Annotated in this window: 15 protein-coding genes and 2 pseudogenes; 7 read left to right on the forward strand and 10 right to left on the reverse strand. The window is 71.3% G+C overall.

Translation table 11 applies throughout. The features are described 5' to 3' along the window. A pseudogene (locus tag AC07AW_RS33140) lies at window positions 1-308 on the reverse strand (hypothetical protein); the annotation flags it as partial. A gap of 80 nt (window positions 309-388) precedes the next feature. Between AC07AW_RS33140 and AC07AW_RS33145 the strand changes: the two are divergent. After that, window positions 389-727, forward strand: a complete 339-nt coding sequence (locus tag AC07AW_RS33145; RefSeq protein ID WP_478819175.1) for a tyrosine-type recombinase/integrase — start codon at window positions 389-391, stop codon at window positions 725-727. An 88-nt stretch (window positions 728-815) separates the two neighbouring features. Here AC07AW_RS33145 and AC07AW_RS33150 read toward each other — a convergent pair whose 3' ends face one another. Further along, window positions 816-1,115 carry a hypothetical protein gene (locus AC07AW_RS33150; protein ID WP_478819176.1) on the reverse strand — a complete coding sequence of 100 codons (300 nt, stop codon included), beginning with the start codon at window positions 1,113-1,115 and terminating at the stop codon, window positions 816-818. 89 nt (window positions 1,116-1,204) lie between these two features. Here AC07AW_RS33150 and AC07AW_RS33155 point away from each other — a divergent pair. Further along, a pseudogene (locus AC07AW_RS33155) lies at window positions 1,205-1,655 on the forward strand (helix-turn-helix domain-containing protein). Window positions 1,656-1,776: 121 nt separating this feature from the next. Here AC07AW_RS33155 and AC07AW_RS33160 read toward each other — a convergent pair. From AC07AW_RS33160 to AC07AW_RS33170, 3 genes are read right to left on the reverse strand one after another with little or no spacing between them, the layout of a single operon-like run. Next, window positions 1,777-2,175: a hypothetical protein gene (locus tag AC07AW_RS33160; protein ID WP_478819177.1), complete on the reverse strand. Its 399-nt coding sequence runs from the start codon at window positions 2,173-2,175 to the stop codon at window positions 1,777-1,779. Window positions 2,176-2,193: 18 nt separating this feature from the next. Next, the gene (locus AC07AW_RS33165; protein WP_478819178.1) at window positions 2,194-2,562 is read right to left on the reverse strand and encodes a hypothetical protein; all 369 of its coding nucleotides are present in this window, start codon (window positions 2,560-2,562) and stop codon (window positions 2,194-2,196) included. Between the two features lie 58 nt (window positions 2,563-2,620). After that, window positions 2,621-5,470 (reverse strand): glycosyl hydrolase family 95 catalytic domain-containing protein, encoded by a 2,850-nt coding sequence (locus AC07AW_RS33170; protein WP_478819179.1) that lies wholly within the window; start codon window positions 5,468-5,470, stop codon window positions 2,621-2,623. A 339-nt stretch (window positions 5,471-5,809) separates the two neighbouring features. Here AC07AW_RS33170 and AC07AW_RS33175 point away from each other — a divergent pair, with 339 nt between their 5' ends. The 5 genes from AC07AW_RS33175 to AC07AW_RS33195 all read left to right on the forward strand — a co-directional run bounded on the left by AC07AW_RS33175 (window position 5,810) and on the right by AC07AW_RS33195 (window position 10,483). Further along, a complete protein-coding gene (locus tag AC07AW_RS33175; RefSeq protein WP_478819180.1) occupies window positions 5,810-6,553 on the forward strand; it encodes a FadR/GntR family transcriptional regulator in 744 nt (247 codons plus the stop codon). A gap of 166 nt (window positions 6,554-6,719) precedes the next feature. Further along, on the forward strand, window positions 6,720-7,487 hold the full coding sequence (locus AC07AW_RS33180; protein ID WP_478819181.1) for a (Fe-S)-binding protein: 768 nt from the start codon (window positions 6,720-6,722) through the stop codon (window positions 7,485-7,487). Continuing rightward, a complete protein-coding gene (locus AC07AW_RS33185; RefSeq protein WP_478819182.1) occupies window positions 7,484-9,064 on the forward strand; it encodes a lactate utilization protein B in 1,581 nt (526 codons plus the stop codon). The genes AC07AW_RS33180 and AC07AW_RS33185 overlap by 4 nt, the downstream gene beginning before the upstream one ends. Next, window positions 9,061-9,693 carry a LutC/YkgG family protein gene (locus AC07AW_RS33190; RefSeq protein ID WP_478819183.1) on the forward strand — a complete coding sequence of 211 codons (633 nt, stop codon included), beginning with the start codon at window positions 9,061-9,063 and terminating at the stop codon, window positions 9,691-9,693. Before AC07AW_RS33185 ends, AC07AW_RS33190 begins: the two co-directional genes overlap by 4 nt. A gap of 184 nt (window positions 9,694-9,877) precedes the next feature. Further along, window positions 9,878-10,483, forward strand: a complete 606-nt coding sequence (locus tag AC07AW_RS33195) for a GntR family transcriptional regulator (protein ID WP_478819352.1) — start codon at window positions 9,878-9,880, stop codon at window positions 10,481-10,483. 40 nt (window positions 10,484-10,523) lie between these two features. Here AC07AW_RS33195 and AC07AW_RS33200 read toward each other — a convergent pair whose 3' ends face one another. From AC07AW_RS33200 to AC07AW_RS33220, 5 genes are all read right to left on the reverse strand, one after another. Continuing rightward, window positions 10,524-11,384: an amidohydrolase family protein gene (locus AC07AW_RS33200; protein ID WP_478819184.1), complete on the reverse strand. Its 861-nt coding sequence runs from the start codon at window positions 11,382-11,384 to the stop codon at window positions 10,524-10,526. Beyond that, window positions 11,381-12,397, reverse strand: coding sequence for an aldo/keto reductase (locus AC07AW_RS33205; RefSeq protein WP_478819353.1), 1,017 nt, complete (start codon window positions 12,395-12,397; stop codon window positions 11,381-11,383). Before AC07AW_RS33205 ends, AC07AW_RS33200 begins: the two co-directional genes overlap by 4 nt. Before the next feature lie 65 nt (window positions 12,398-12,462). Next, window positions 12,463-13,224: an SDR family NAD(P)-dependent oxidoreductase gene (locus AC07AW_RS33210; RefSeq protein ID WP_478819185.1), complete on the reverse strand. Its 762-nt coding sequence runs from the start codon at window positions 13,222-13,224 to the stop codon at window positions 12,463-12,465. Continuing rightward, complete coding sequence (locus AC07AW_RS33215; protein WP_478819186.1) at window positions 13,221-14,561, reverse strand: enolase C-terminal domain-like protein; 1,341 nt, start codon at window positions 14,559-14,561, stop codon at window positions 13,221-13,223. The genes AC07AW_RS33210 and AC07AW_RS33215 overlap by 4 nt, the downstream gene beginning before the upstream one ends. 7 nt (window positions 14,562-14,568) lie before the next feature. Then, complete coding sequence (locus tag AC07AW_RS33220) at window positions 14,569-15,429, reverse strand: fumarylacetoacetate hydrolase family protein (protein WP_478819187.1); 861 nt, start codon at window positions 15,427-15,429, stop codon at window positions 14,569-14,571. Window positions 15,430-15,454: the final 25 nt, after the last annotated feature.

Here is a 15,454-nt window from a genome sequence, read left to right on the forward strand (position 1 = left end):
GCGCCCGTCCGTTCGGTCATTTCTGGGGAGTGCGGTCCTGGGGTGTTGTGGGCCAGGAGGGCCAGGACGCGCCCCTGAGGCGCTCCAGGGGGATCCGCCGCGGCGCGCGGGTCGTCGGCCCGGGAGAGGTGCGCGGCGAGCGTGTCGACGGCGTCGGGACGGCGACTGCGCACGGCGTCCGCGTAGGAGGCGTGCAGCACCCGGCGGCGGGTGGCGGAGAGCCGCTCGTAGCAGGTCAGCCGGATAAGGGGGTGACGGAAGGCGATCGCCGGCGTCTGGTCCGACTCCGACCCGGCGCTGCCGCTCATGGAGCGCCTGGGCTGGCAGGCCGTCACGGCCGCCCTGTCCGCCGGGATGATCCGGGGCGTCGTCGTCAGCGGCCCGGCGCATGTCGCGTCTGACGCGGCCCAGTTCGCGGCTCTCGGCGTTCACGGAGAAGAAGACGACGGCGCCGTCGGTGGCGGCGGCCCGTCGGGAGTTGGGTCAGCTGACGGTCGAGGAGTACGCGAAGCAGTGGCGGCCCCGGCAGCGCAAGATGACGGATTACTCCACGGGCGAGCATGTCGACAGCTCGATCAATGCGCACATCATTCCGCGCCTCGGATCGCGGAAGCTGAACTCGGTCACACCGATCGTGGTCGAGCGCTTCCTGGACGAGATGGAGAGCGACGGGGTCGGCCGCGGAAACCAGATGAACATATTCCGGGTCCAGTGGAAACGGCCATGATTCGGCCAGGCCGCAGGTGGCTGGTCCGCGTATGGCCCGGATCTTGGTCGGCTCGGAGCGGGCTCCTTGGCCGATAGCCCGCGGCGGTTCACACAGGCAGCCAGTCCGGCCACCACGGCGGGGCATTGTCCGGAGAGCAGGCGCTGACTCCGACCGGATAGTCGGCGGGAGCATTCAGCGTCGCCATGAGCACCCAGTAGACGCACAGCGTGGCGAGCACGGCCACCCCGGCGGCGAGCAGCAGACCCCTTCCGCCGAGCACCCCGAACGCGATGGCCCAGATCAGCGCGACGACGACCCAGACGGCGAAGAAGACGGGAATCAGGGACCAGAAATTCGCTGCTGCGTTGATTCCTATTTCGCACTCGTCCCAAGCTCTTGCAAGCATCGTCATCCCGCCATAGCCGGCTATGGCCCCTATTACGGGACCGAGCACGCAACCGACGAGACGGCGGGCAGCCTGCGCATCTCCGGACAATTTCCGATTCCCCATTCCGAACGGGCTCGCTGGGCGTGAGGCGTCCCCGCGTCTTCGGCAGTTTGGTGACCGCGCTGCGTCGCGAGGGTGCCGACTCCCCGGGCCGAGGCCGGCCGTGGAGCCTGTCGTTGGAGGACCGGGTGCTGCTGGTCGCCGCTTACTGGCGGACGAACTTGACGATGCGACAACTGGCCCTGCTGTTCAAGGTGTCGAAGTCGGCCGTGGACCGGGTGATCAACGACCTCGGCCCGAGGTTTGCGCTGCGTCCCCCGGGCCATGAGGTGGCCGAGCAGTCGAAGAAGATCGCTATTCCACCAACCATCCGTCGAGCACGCCTTCGCCCGGATGAAGACCTGGAAGATCCTGCGCGACTGCCGCCTGAGGGGCGATGGAGTGCAGCACGCGATGCACGGCATCGCCCGCCTGCACAACCTCGCCCTCACCGGATAGCCCCACCTTGCAGGGGAGCGGTTCGCGGGTGGACCGTCTTGCTCGAATGGCGTCTCACGGTAGCTGTCCTCAGACAGTGAACTTGGACCGATTGTCATCGGAGTCGGATCCCGGGCTCTTGTCAGTCGAGTGCGCTTTCCTGTCCTCCATGGAGTTCACTCATTCGATGCTCAACAACCTGCTGGACCGGATCCCCCGGCCGAGCGGGGTTCTGTACCTCTCGCAGGACACCGACCCGCACGCGCTGGTCGAGAAGCTGGCTTCCCGTCACGGGGAACCACGGGCCCTGGTCCTGGACGGCATCACGGCCCCGGGCGTAAGCGAGGTTCATGGTATAAACCTCCTCGACCTCCTCGAAGACCGTGCACTGGATGCGCAGGGCGACATCGTGCCGGTGCTGGCGGTCACCCCGCGGCAGATCCAAGCACTGCCCGCGGGGATCGCCGGCCAGGACGAAGACTGGGTCGAGCGGCTCATCGGCATCACCGGCTGGATCCTGCCGTGGCCGGCGGCGCGACACCGGCGTCCTTTACGGCCTTCACGGCCTGTGGCCGACCGCCGGGTCCGGCACCACGACGCTGAGCCCGTTGCTCTGCTGCGTGATCGCCGACTGGATGTCGGTCACGGTCTTGTTGGCGTCGTTGCCCAGGTTCACCACCTTGAGGTCGATGCCGAGCTCCGCCGCCTTGACCTTGGCGCCGGCCGCCGCCCCACCGACGAAGTACCCCTGGTCGCCCTGCTTCTGGAGGTACGTGAGCGAGATCTTTCCGGTCACCTTTCCATCCGCCGGACCGGTGATGGAGCCGCCCTCCTCCTTGCCGGAAGAACAGCCGGTGAGACCGAGGGCCACGGCGGCGAGGACAGGGGCCGCCGCCGTGGCGATGAATCTGTGGTGGGACGTGCGCATGCGTGGCTCTCCCTTGCGCCAGGGCATGAGGGAGCCGACGTACGGCGGGTGCGGACGGTCAGATACCGACGCGGCGCCACTGCTGGCCGAGGTCGCCGCCGGGTGTGCGCTGCTCGATCGCCGTGCCGTCGGTGGTGGCCGCCAGAGCCTTGCCGCTGTGCGCGCAGGTGAGGGTGACGTATCCGCCGCCGGCGTCGGTGAGCCGGAACCGCTGGTTGGCGGAGTGCGCGAGCTGCCACTGGATCAGCCGGGCGCCGTCGGCCGTCGAGCCCCCGTTGATGTCCCAGGCCAGAGGGGTCGTGCCGTGGGTGGTGTGGATCTCGTACAGGCCGTCGCCCACGGGCACGAAGCGGAACTGCTGGCTCGCCGCGGAACCGGGTGCGGCCAGGGTGAGCCCCGTCCCTGCCGACGTGGCGCCGCCGGGCACCGTCGCGGCGGTACCGGTCCCGCGGTTGACCAGCTGGAAGACGGTGTACTGGGTCGGCGGAGCCACGGTGACGGAGCCGCTCGCCGGGACGGTCACCGCCTGGGACCAGTCGCCGAAGACGACCGTGGTGGAACGGCCGGCGGCGCCGTGCAGGGTGGCGCCGGTGACCTGGCCGGACGCCCAGGACAGGTCGAGCGTGAAGCCGCCCCGTACACCGACGCCCGTCACCGAGCCCGAGCCGGCCCACGCCTTCGGCAGCGCCGGCAACAGCTCGACACGGCCGGGACGGGACTGGACGAGCATCTCCAACATCGCCACCGGCGTACCGAAGTTGGCGTCGATCTGGAAGACCGAGCCGCCGGCCGAGAGCGAGTAGAAGTCGAACATGTTGATGGCGGAGCCGTTGCTGTGGTTGACGGTCGGCCGCATCACGTCGGTCACCAGCTGGTAGGCATTCTCCGCGTACTTGAGCCGGGCCCAGCACATCGCCCGCCAGGCGCTCGCCCAGCCGAAGCTCGCCATGCCCCGGGCTTCGAGGAGCTTGGTGGCGCCGGCGACGAGCGTGGCGGGTGAGTCCTGGAGGTTGATCCGGTCTCCGGGGAAGAGTCCGACGTGGGCGGAGAGGTGGCGGTGGGTGGTCTCGCCGAGGTTGGCGTCGGTCATCCATTCCTCGAGCCAGCCGCTGGTGGAACTGACCTGAGGCAGGTACAGCTTGCTCTGGAGGCCCGCGATGGTCGACGCGTACGAGGCGTCCACGCCGAGCGTGGCGGCGGCGGACCGGTAGTTCTGGAACAGCTGCCAGACCAGCTCCTGGGCGTAGGTGATGCCCTGGGCGTTGGCGGGTCCGTGCTCGGGCGACCAGTCGTGGTCGTCGATCAGCACCTGGCGCCGGGCGCCTGTGACGGGGTCGGTCACGGTCGTCGTGATCAGGCGGGCCTCCCAGAACTGGCAGGCGCCTTTTAGCAGGGGATAGATCTTCGCCAGGTGGGCGGCGTCCCGCGTGTAGTCGTAGTGCTCGTAGAGCGAGTTGCACATCCAGGCGTTGCCGGCCGGGTGCCACCACCAGCCGTTGCCGCCCCAGATGTTGGTGGAGATCGCCAGCGTCCAGCCGGCCGCCTTGGACTTGGAGTTGCGGAAGCCGTTGCGGGGGTCCTGGAAGAGGCTCTTGGTGGCCGCTTCCCAGCCGGGAAGCTGGGCGACGCAGTAGTCCGTGAACGCGTCGAAGCACTCGGCGAGGCCGGCCCGGTCGGGCAGCCAGTAGTTCATCTGGACGTTGATGTCGGTGTGGTAGTCGCTCATCCACTCGGGGGTGTTGGTGTCGACCCACAGTCCCTGGAGGTTGGTCGGCATCGCGTCGCGCGAGCCGCAGATCGTCAGGTAGCGGGCGAACTGGAGGTAGGAGGACTCCAGTTCGGGGTCGGGCGTGGCACCCGCCGCGCGTGCCGCGAGCCGGGAGGGGGTGTCCAGGGCCTTCTGCGCGGCCGTGGACGTGCCGAGGGCGAGGGTCATCGTGCCGTGGAGTCGCTGGTAGTCGGCGGTGTGGGTGGCGAGCAGCGAAGAGCCGGAGACCGCCGTGGCCGCCGCGGCCCTGGTGCGGGCGACGGTCAGCGGGACGAGGGAGGTGTCCTTGTACGCGACGGACGCGTCGGCCTTGTAGTTGGTGCCGCCCGAGACGACCAGGACCACCTCGCTGCATCCGGTGAAGGTGACCTGCGTGCCGGTCGCGGAGAGGGTGCCGCCGACGCCGGTGGCCTTCACCACGGTGGCGTACCTGAGTGTGTTGGGGAGCGTCGCGGAGAACGACACCTCGGCGGCGCTCGCGTCGGCGGTCACGGTCTCGCCACGGGTGCCGGCCAGGCTCATCGAGCCCGTGTGGGAGCCGCCACCGCTCTGGGTCAGGCGGACGAGGATGACGTCGTCGGGGTGGCTCGCGAAGACCTCGCGCCGGTAGGTGACCCCGTTGAGCCGGTAGGTGACGGTGGCCAGGCCGTTGCTCAGGTCGAGTGTGCGCCGGTAGTCGGTGATGGCGGAGGCGGTGTGCGCGGGCAGGTCGAGGTAGACCTTGGCGAGCATGCCGAACGCGCCGAAGTTGGCCGTGTCGTACGAGAACTGGCCGTCGGAGCCGAGGGACGTGTTGGCGTTGCCGGTCCACAAGGTGCCGTCGGTGACGATCAGCGTGTCGTGGCTCGGGTCGCCGCTCGTCATGGCGCCGAGCCTGCCGTTTCCGACGGGGAGGCCCTCGTTCATGATCAGGCTCGCTCTGCCCGGCTGGGTGTACCAGAGCGTCACGGCCTCGGCCTCCGGCACCAGGGACAGGGTGCCGGGGCGGGTCACCGCGCCGGCGGGCGAGGTGAACTCGGGCAGCGAGGAGAGGGCCAAGAGGGCGCCGACGGACGCGGCGGCGCGCAGCAGGCCTCGGCGAGACACCCCCATCGGGGCGTCGGCGGAGGCGGGCGGCAGGGAGGCGGAACGTTCGGACATGGACTGCTGGCTCCTTCGAGGTGGGATTGCCGGCGCCCCGGCGACAAGCCAGCAGTGCAGCGGTGCTCGCACGGGCTGTCAAGGGATTGCGCACGAAATTCCTATAGGAATTGCTTCTTTGTGATGGTGAGCGCTCTCAATGGTTGAACCTATCGGGCTACGGGGTGGGTCGTATCTGCCCGCTTTGATGGGGTTATGCGGCGCTGTCCAGGGAGGGGAGTGATCGCGGGTCGGCTTTGAGGGTTGGCTGTTTCCTATCTGATTCTGATGTTCGGGTACGTGGCGAGCGGAAGGTCGGTAGAGTTTGGTCGGACCACAGTGAGGACGTCGGGAGGCGCCGTGACCGCCGAGTGGCGGCCCGTGCAGCAGTCACGGACCCATGAGCTCGTACTGGAGAGCATCGAGCGGCAGGTGATGGCCGGTGACCTCAAGGCCGGTGACCGCCTACCGCCCGAGCGTGAGCTCGCGGCGGCGCTCGGCGTGAGCAGATCCGCCCTCCGCGAGGCGCTGCGTGTGCTGGAGAGCAGCGGGGTGCTCGTCGCCAACGTCGGACGTGGCCCGGACGCCGGGGCCAGGATCGTCCGCCACCCCGACGACGCGCTCGGACGGTTGCTGCGCATCCATCTCGCCCTCGGGAGTTACGGCATCGGCGACGTCGTCGAGGCCCGGGTCGTCCTGGAGCGCTCCAGCTTCGAGGCCGCCGCCCGTTCGGCGACCGCCGAGGAGCTGGCCGAGGCGGACGTGCTGGTCCGCAGGATGCGGGCGGCCGGCTCGGACGTGGCGCTCTACAACGAGCTGGACACCGCCTTCCATGTGCTCATCGCCCGCGCCTCGGGCAACCCGCTGATCTCGACGCTCACCTCAGCCGTCCGCGAGTCCGTACGCACGCTGATCCTCCGGGCGGAGCGGGAGGCCGAGGACTGGCGAGCCGTCGCCGAGGGGCTCGACGCCGAGCATGCCGAGCTGCTGCGCCTGCTCCGGGCCGGAGATGGCGCGTCGGCCGCCGACCTCGTCGAACGGCACATCCGCGGCTTCCACGGCGCCCTTGCCGAAGGGGGTCAGGGGCCCGCCGTCGGCGCCTGAGCTCCCCAGGTTCGCCCTGCCCTACGGTTCCCGCCCGACGGTGTGAAGGGCACGGTCTGGCCAACCGGCCGCCTTGGCAGTATGGTCCGACCATACTTAGGTTGGTCCTTTATCTGGCTTCCCTCTTTCCATACGGTCGGACCACACCCCGACCGTGGAGGTCCTCATGCGCATCGGACTCTTCGCCACCTGCCTGGGAGACTCGCTCTTCCCCGAAGCAGTGAAGGCGACCGCGCTGCTGCTCACCCGCCTCGGCCACGAGATCGTCTTCCCGCCCGGCCAGACCTGCTGCGGCCAAATGCACGTCAACACCGGCTATCAGCGCGAACCCGCGCCCCTCGTCCGCAACTTCGCCGAACAGTTCGGCGACCCGGACATCGACGCCGTCGTAATGTCCTCCGGCTCGTGCGCCGGCTGTGTGCGCCACCAGCACCGGATCGTCGCCGAACGGTACGGCGACCCCGCCCTGCGCGCCGGCGTCGCCGCTGTCGAGACCAAGACGTACGAGCTCTCCGAGTTCCTGGTCGACGTCGCCGGCACTGTCGACGTCGGCGCGTACTTCCCGCACCGGGTCACCTACCACCCGACCTGCCACTCGCTGCGGATGCTGCGCGTCGGCGACAAGCCACTGCGGTTGCTGCGTGCCGTCGAGGGCATCGACCTGGTCGAACTGCCCGAGGCCGACTCCTGCTGCGGTTTCGGCGGCACCTTCGCCGTCAAGAACGCCGCGACCTCCTCGGCCATGCTCGCCGACAAGATCGACCGGGTGACCTCCACCGGCGCCGCCGTGTGCACCGCCGGCGACTCCTCCTGCCTCATGCACATCGGAGGCGGACTCTCCCGCCTCCGTTCCGGGACGCGCACCCTCCACCTCGCCCAGATCCTCGCCGCCACCCGCACCGAGCCCTACTCCCTGACGGAGGCCGCACGTTGAGCAGCACCTTCCTCGGCCTGCCCGGCGTCCCGCCCCGCTCCCCGTATGGTGAGGGGCATCTGCGCGGCGAGGAGAAGTTCCCCGCGGCGGCTCGCACCGGACTGGGCAACGGCCAACAGCGAGAGACCCTTCGCAACGCCACCCACACCATCCGCGCCAAGCGCCTCGCCGTCACCGCCGAGCTGCCCGACTGGGAGGAACTGCGGACGGCCGGGGCGGCGATCAAGACCGACACCATGAACCGGCTGCCCGAGCTGCTCGAACAGCTGGAGGCGAAGGTCACCGAGGCCGGCGGCACCGTCCACTGGGCGCGCGACGCCGCCGAGGCCAACGCGATCGTCACCCGGCTCGTCGCCGCCACCGGCAGCCGCGAGGTCATCAAGGTCAAGTCCATGGCCACCCAGGAGATCGGCCTCAACGAACACCTGGAGATCCAGGGCATCGCCGCCTTGGAGACCGACCTCGCCGAGCTCATCGTCCAGCTCGCGCACGACCGGCCCTCGCACATCCTCGTCCCGGCCATCCACCGCAACCGGGAGGAGATCCGCCGGATCTTCCTCGACGAGATCCCCGGCGTCGACCCGGACCTCACGTCCGTCCCCGCCGAACTCGCCGCCGCCGCCCGCGCGTACCTCCGCGAGAAGTTCATGACCGTCCCGGTCGCCGTCTCCGGCGCCAACTTCGGCATCGCCGAGACCGGGACCCTCTCCGTGGTCGAGTCCGAGGGCAACGGCCGGATGTGCCTGACCCTTCCCCACACCCTGATCACCGTCATGGGCATCGAGAAGGTCCTGCCGCTCCATTCCGACCTGGAGGTCTTCCTTCAACTGCTGCCGCGCTCGTCCACCGGCGAGCGTATGAACCCGTACACCTCGCTGTGGACGGGCGTCACGCCCGGCGACGGGCCGCAGGAGTTCCACCTCGTCCTGCTCGACAACGGGCGCACGGCCGCCCTCGCCGACGCCGTCGGCCGCCAGGCCCTCCACTGCATCCGCTGCTCGGCCTGCCTGAACGTCTGCCCCGTGTACGAACGGGTCGGCGGCCACGCCTACGGATCCACCTACCCCGGACCGATCGGCGCCGTCCTCACCCCGCAGCTCGCCGGCATGCACGAAGCCACGGGCGACCCCAACTCCACGCTGCCCTACGCCTCCACGCTCTGCGGCGCCTGCTACGACGCCTGCCCCGTGAAGATCGACATTCCCTCGCTCCTCGTCGAACTGCGCCACCAGAACACCGAGCAGAGCGGACGGACCGCCGAACGGCTCGCCATGAAGGCCGCCGCCGCCGTCATGAGCCGCCCGGCGCTGTACACCGGCGCCCAGAAGCTCTCCCGGATCGGCCGCGTCGCGGCCGGCCGCGACGGCCGGATCTCCCACCTGCCCCCGCCCTTCGACGGCTGGAGCGACAGCCGCGACACGCCCGCTCCGCCCCGGCACACCTTCCGCGAGTGGTACGCCTCCGACGAGGGCCGCCTCGCCCTCGCCGAAGCCGCCCGCGCCGGGGCGGCATCCGGCGACACCCCCGACACCCAGGGCACCCCCGACACCCCCACCACCCCCAAGGAGGAGCGATGACCGCTCGCGAGACGGTTCTGGCCCGCGTACGGGACGCGCTGGCCCTCGCCCCGCAGCCCGCCGCCGCACCCGTGCCGCGCGCCTACCGCACGGGCCGGATCCTGCCCGACGGCGAGCGCCTGGAGCTGTTCACCGACCGGCTCCTCGACTACAAGGCCCAGGTCCACACCTGCACTGCGGCCACCACGGCCGTCACCCTCGCCGACATCCTCACCGGACTCGGCGCCCGGCGGGTCGGCGTGCCCGCCGGCCTCGACCGCGACTGGCTCGCCGACTGGGACGGCACCGTGGAGGCGGACGCCACCGAGGTGCCCGCGCCGAGCCTGGAGGCGCTCGACGCGGTCGTGACCGCCTCGGCGGTGAGCTGCGCCGAGACCGGGACGATCTTCCTCGACGGCTCGCCGGACCAGGGGCGGCGTGCGCTCTCCCTCGTCCCCGACGTCCATGTGTGCGTCGTCGACCTGTCCACGGTCGAGGCCGGAGTCCCGGAGACCCTCGCCCGGCTGGTGCCCGGCCGGCCCACAACGCTGATCAGCGGCCCCTCCGCCACCTCCGACATCGAACTGGAGCGGGTGGAGGGCGTCCACGGCCCCCGCACCCTCGTCGTGATCGTCCGCAAGGACGTCTGAGGCGCCCCGTCCTCGATAGACTTCCCGTACCCCCCACGTCGTCGAGTTCGGAGGAGAGATCCGGATGCCGGTACGCGAGCCCTCCGAGGACGTGGCGGGAGCGGACGGGGAGGGGACGGACGGGGCTGCCGCGCCCCCGGCCCGGCAGGCGCTGTCCGACAGCGTCTACGAGGACATCAAGGCCATGGTCATGGACCATGCGATCGCCCCGGGCGCCCGCGTCGGCATCGAGGCCCTGGCCCGTACGCTCGACGTGTCGCCCACCCCCGTACGGGAGGCGCTGGCCCGGCTCGAATCCGACGGCCTCGTCGTCAAACGGTCCCTCTCGGGCTACCGGGCCACCGAACTCCTCACCCGGCAGGGCGTGGAGGAGCTGTTCGAGATGCGGCTGCTCCTGGAGCCCCGCGCGGCCGAGCTGGCCGCGCTGCACGCCGACGACGCCCAGCTCGACGCCATCGAGAGCATCCTGGATGCCATGGAGTCCCACCCGGGACCCGAAGGGCCGTACGCCTCCTACCGCGACTTCGCGGCCCTCGACCAGCGCTTCCACGACGCCATCGCCCAGGCAGCCCACCGGCCGCTGCTCGCCGACGCGGTGGAACGGCTCCACTCGCACCTCCACATCTTCCGGCTGAGTAGCCATCAGGGCGAGGACGATCCCACGGTGGCGGAGCACGAGAAGGTGGTGCGCGCGATCCTGCGCCGCAAGGCCGAGCGCGCGGCCGAAGCGATGGCGGACCACCTCACCCGCAGCATGGAGCGGCAGCTCGGCCGGTTCTCCGAGGAGTGACCGGCCGGGCCGCCGCCCGGGTACCGCCCGTGCCCGGCGCTCAGTCGGCGCCGGGGCTCGGGATGCGGTAGACGCGCCGAGCCGTACCGGCCCATACCGCCGCACGCTCGACCGCACTCAGCGACGAGAGCAGCTCGCCGGTGGCCGCCACGACGTCCCCGTACCCCGCCGCGAGCGTGCACACCGGCCAGTCGGAGCCGAACATGAGCCGCTCGGGGCCGAAGGCGTCGAGGACGGTGTCCGCGTAGGGGCGGAGGCCGTCCACCGTCCACGACCGCCAGTCCGCCTCGGTCACCATGCCGGAGAGCTTGCACACCGTGTTCGGCAGGGCCGCCAGCTCCCGGACCAGCCGGGTCCAGGGCTCGCGGTCCCCGGACGCGATGGGCGGCTTGCCGAGGTGGTCGAGGACGAAGGTGAGGCCGGGCAGCGCGGCGGCGGCTCGGGCCGCCGCCGTCAACTGGTGTGGCAGGACGACGAGGTCGTAGACGAGCCCGGCCTCCTCGACCGCGCGCAGCCCGCGCAGCACGTCGGGTCTGGTCAGCCAGTCGGGGTCCGGTTCGCCCTGTACCTGGTGCCGGACGCCGCGCAGGAACCCGCCACCGGGCAGCGAGGCGAGCCGGGCCAGTTCCTCGGCGACACCCGGCGAGGTCAGGTCGGTCCAGCCGACCACGGCGGCGATCAGCTCGCTGCCCGCCGCCACGGTGAGGAACTCGGGCGTCTCCTCCGCGACGGTGACCGTCTGCACGAGCACCGTCGCCGAAACCCCGGCCTCGCGCGCCCGCGTCTCCAGCTCGGGAGGCGCGAACGTACGGCGCAGGGGCGCTAGTTCGGGGCCGGTGATCCACTCCTGGTCGCGCACGGAGAGGTCCCACAGATGGTGGTGCGCGTCGATGATGCTCAAGGGAGCCTGCTTTCGGATGCGGTCACGTCGCCGGGCACGGGCACCCCTGCCGACAGCAGATTCCGCGCCCGCAGAGCCTCCCACACCGAGCCCGGTACGGGCCTGTCGACCAGCCCGGCCGCGTCGCGGACCTGTGCGGCCGACCGGGCCCCCAGGAGGACCGAGGCGACCGCCGGATGCCCGAAAGGGAAGTGCAGCGCGGCGGCACGCAGCGGCACGCCGTGCTCCTCCGTGACCTCCCGCATCCGCAGGGCGCGGTCCAGCATGTCCGCCGGGGCGGCCGCGTAGTCGTACATCGCGCCCGGTACGGGGTCGGCGAGCAGACCGGAGTTGAACACGCCGCCGACGATCACGCTCTTGCCGGCCGCCTCCGCAGCGGGCAACAGGGCCTCCAGCGCGCCCTGTTCCAGCAGTGTGTAGCGCCCCGCGCAGAGGACGGCGTCCACGTCCGTGTCGGTCAGGAACCGGGTGAGCATGCGGCTCTGGTTCATTCCGGCGCCGATCGCCCGGACCATGCCCTGCGCGCGCAGCTCCTCAAGGGCCGGATACGCCTCCCGGAACGCCTGCTCCTCGTGGTCGTCGGGGTCGTGCAGTAGCACCAGGTCGACGTGGTCGACGCCGAGCCGGGTGAGACTGTCCTCCAGCGAGCGCCGCACCCCGTCCGCGCTGAAGTCCCAGCGACGGCGGTGGGTGGCGGGCACGGCGAAGCCGTTCGCGAGATCGTCGCCGCCCACGGAGGGCTCGTACGGTTCGAGGACCCGGCCCACCTTGGTGCAGAGGGTGTACGACTCCCGGGGCCGGCCCCGCAGCGCGGCGCCGAGCCGGCGCTCGGACAGGCCCAGACCGTAGTGCGGCGCGGTGTCGAAGGAGCGGATGCCCACGTCCCAGGCAGCCGCGACGGCGGCTGCCGCCGCCTCCTCGCCGTCGTCCTGGAAGAGCCCGCCGATGGCGGCGGCACCGAAGCCGAGCGAGGTGACGGGTACCCCGCTGCGTCCGAGGGTACGGCGGGGCAGTGCCGGTCGGGCGTTTGCCTCCCGCAGCGGGTTCACCTCCGGCCCGCCGCCCTCCCGCTGCCTGCTCACCGCTCCTCCGGCCGCAGCCGCAGTCCCTGCATGCCGCCGTCCACGGCGAGCGCGGTGCCGGTGACGGACGCCGCGGCGGGCGAGGCGAGGTAGACGATGGCGGCGGCGACCTCGTCGGCGGTCACCAGCCGACCCATCGGCTGCCGGGCGTCGAGCGCTGCCCGCTCGGCTGCCGGGTCGCCGGCCTGGTCGAGGAGTCGGCCGACCCATGGGGTGTCGGCGGTGCCGGGGTTGACGCAGTTGACGCGGATGCCCTCGCGGACGTGGTCCGCAGCCATGGCCAGGGTCAGGGAGAGGACCGCCCCCTTGCTGGCGCTGTACAGCGCGCGCTGCGGAAGCCCTGCCGTGGCCGCGATCGAGCAGGTGTTGACGACGGCGGCGTGCGCGGAGGCCCGCAGGTGGGGGAGGGCCGCGCGGGTGGTGCGGACGATGCCGAGGACGTTGACGTCCAGGACGCGGTGCCACTGGTCGTCGTCGTTGTCCTCGACGGTGCCGATCGCGCCGATGCCCGCGTTGTTGACCAGGATGTCGAGGCCGCCGAGCTCGGCGGCGGCCGCCGCGACGGCGGAGCGTACGGAGGCGTCGTCGGAGACGTCGGCCGTGTGGCCGCGCAGCGGCTTGTCGACGGCCGACCCGGCGAGGTCGAGCACGGCGACGTCCGCACCGCGCTCGGTGAGCAGTCGCGCGGTCGCGAGGCCGATGCCGGAGGCGCCGCCGGTCACCAGGGCCCGCAGGCCGGAGAGTTCGCTCGTGGTCACGTCGTCAGCTCCTGTTCGGCGAGGTCGGCGGCCCAGAAGGTGCCGTCGGGGTAGCGGTAGGCGGCGATCGAGGCGGGGCGCATCTCCGCGGAGAAGCCGGGCGTGGTGGGCGCCGTGTAGCGCCCGTCGGCGATCGTCACCGGGTCCTCGAAGTGCTCGTGGAGATGATCGACGTACTCGATCACCCGGTCCTCGGTGGTCCCGGACAGCGCCACGAAGTCGAACATCGACAGGTGACGGACCAGTTCGCACAGGCCGACACCGCCGGCGTGCGGGCAGACCGGCACACCGAACCTCGCGGCGAGCAGCAGGATCGCCAGGTTCTCGTTGACACCGCCCACCCGGGCCGCGTCGATCTGCACGATGTCGACCGCGCCTGCCTGGAGCAGCTGCTTGAACACGATCCGGTTCTGCACGTGCTCACCGGTGGCGACCTTGACGGGCGCCACGCCCTGACGCACCCTCGCGTGCCCGAGGATGTCGTCCGGGCTGGTCGGCTCCTCGATCCAGTACGGGTCGGCGTCGGCGAGGGAGTTGGTCCACTCGACGGCCTCGGCCACGTTCCAACGCTGGTTGGCGTCGACGGCGATCCGGATGTCCGGGCCGACGGCCGCGCGGGCGGCCCGCAGCCGCCGGACGTCGTCCGCCAGATCGGCGCCGACCTTCAGCTTGATCTGGGTGAAGCCGTCGGCGACCGCCTGCCGGGCGAGCCGGGTGAGCTTCTCGTCGGAGTATCCGAGCCAGCCGGGCGAGGTGGTGTACGCCGGGTATCCCCGCTCACGCAGCCGCGCCTCGCGCTCCTTCGCACCTTCCTTGCCCGAGCGCAGCAGCTCTACCGCCTGCGTACGGTCGAGGGCGTCCTCGATGTAGCGGTAGTCGACCTGGTCGGCGAGCCACTCCGGGTCGGCGTCGGCGAGCAGCTGCCAGACGGGCTTCCCCGCGCGCTTGGCGGCCAGGTCCCACACGGCGTTGACCACGGCACCGATCGCCATGTGCATCACGCCCTTCTCCGGGCCCAGCCAGCGCAGCTGGCTGTCGCCGTTGAGGGCCCGGCTGACGGAGCCTGGGTCGGCGCACACCGCGTCGACCGGCAGGCCCACCACGTGCTCGCGCAGCGCGGCGATCGCCGCGGCCTGCACTTCGTTGCCGCGCCCGATGGTGAAGGTGAAGCCGTGGCCTTCGAGATCGTCGCCCGCGTCGGTGCGCAGGATCACGTAGGCGGCGGAGTAGTCGGGGTCGGGGTTCATCGCGTCGGAGCCGTCGAGCTCGCGCGAGGTGGGGAAGCGGATGTCGATCACGTCGAGTCCGGTGAGGACGGCCGCAAGGTGCTGGGTCATGTCGTCCTCACGCGTTCTCGAACGTCTGGCGCTGGGATCCGAGTCCGTCGATCTCCAGCTCCACCGCGTCACCGGCGCGGAGATACGGGGTGCCCGGCAGGCCCAGGGCCACGCCGGCCGGGGTGCCGGTGTTGATGACGTCGCCGGGCTCCAGAACCATGTACTGGCTCAGGTACCAGACGAGGTACGGCACAGGGAAGACCATGTCCTTGGAAGTGCCGTTCTGCCGGCGCACGCCGTTGACGGCGAGCCGCAGGCCCAGGCCCTGCGGGTCGGGGATCTCGTCGGCCGTCACCAGCCACGGGCCGAGCGGGTTGAAGGTCTCGCAGGACTTGCCGAGGTCCCATTGAGGGGACAGCTCCAGCTGGAAGGCCCGCTCGGAGACGTCGTTGCTGATCGCGTATCCGGCGACGTACTCGGCCGCGTCGTCGGGACCGGCGAGGTAGCGGGCCCGGCGTCCGATGACGACGGCGAGCTCCACCTCCCAGTCGGTCTTCTCCGAGCCGCGCGGGACGAGCACGGTGTCGTACGGTCCGACGACCGTGCCGGGGTCCTTCATGAACACCACCGGCCGCTCGGGCACCTGGGCTCCGGTCTCCGCCGCGTGGTCGCGGTAGTTGAGGCCGATGCACACCACCTTGCCGGGGCGGGCGACGGGCGCGCCGACACGCAGTCCCGCGGCGTCCGGCTCGGGCAGCTCGGGCAGAGAGCCGTCCCGCAGGGCGGCGCGGACACGGTCGACGCCGCCGGAGGCGAGGAAAGCGCCGTCGATGTCGGCGGTGAGGCCGGTCAGATCGAGGGTGCGGCCGTCATCGGCGAGAACGGCCGGCCGCTCGTGGCCGGGGGCGCCGAGGCGCAGCAGTTTCACGTGCTTCTCCTTGGGGCGCGGTGCT

The sequence above is a fragment of the Streptomyces sp. NPDC044003 genome (genome assembly GCF_056435185.1).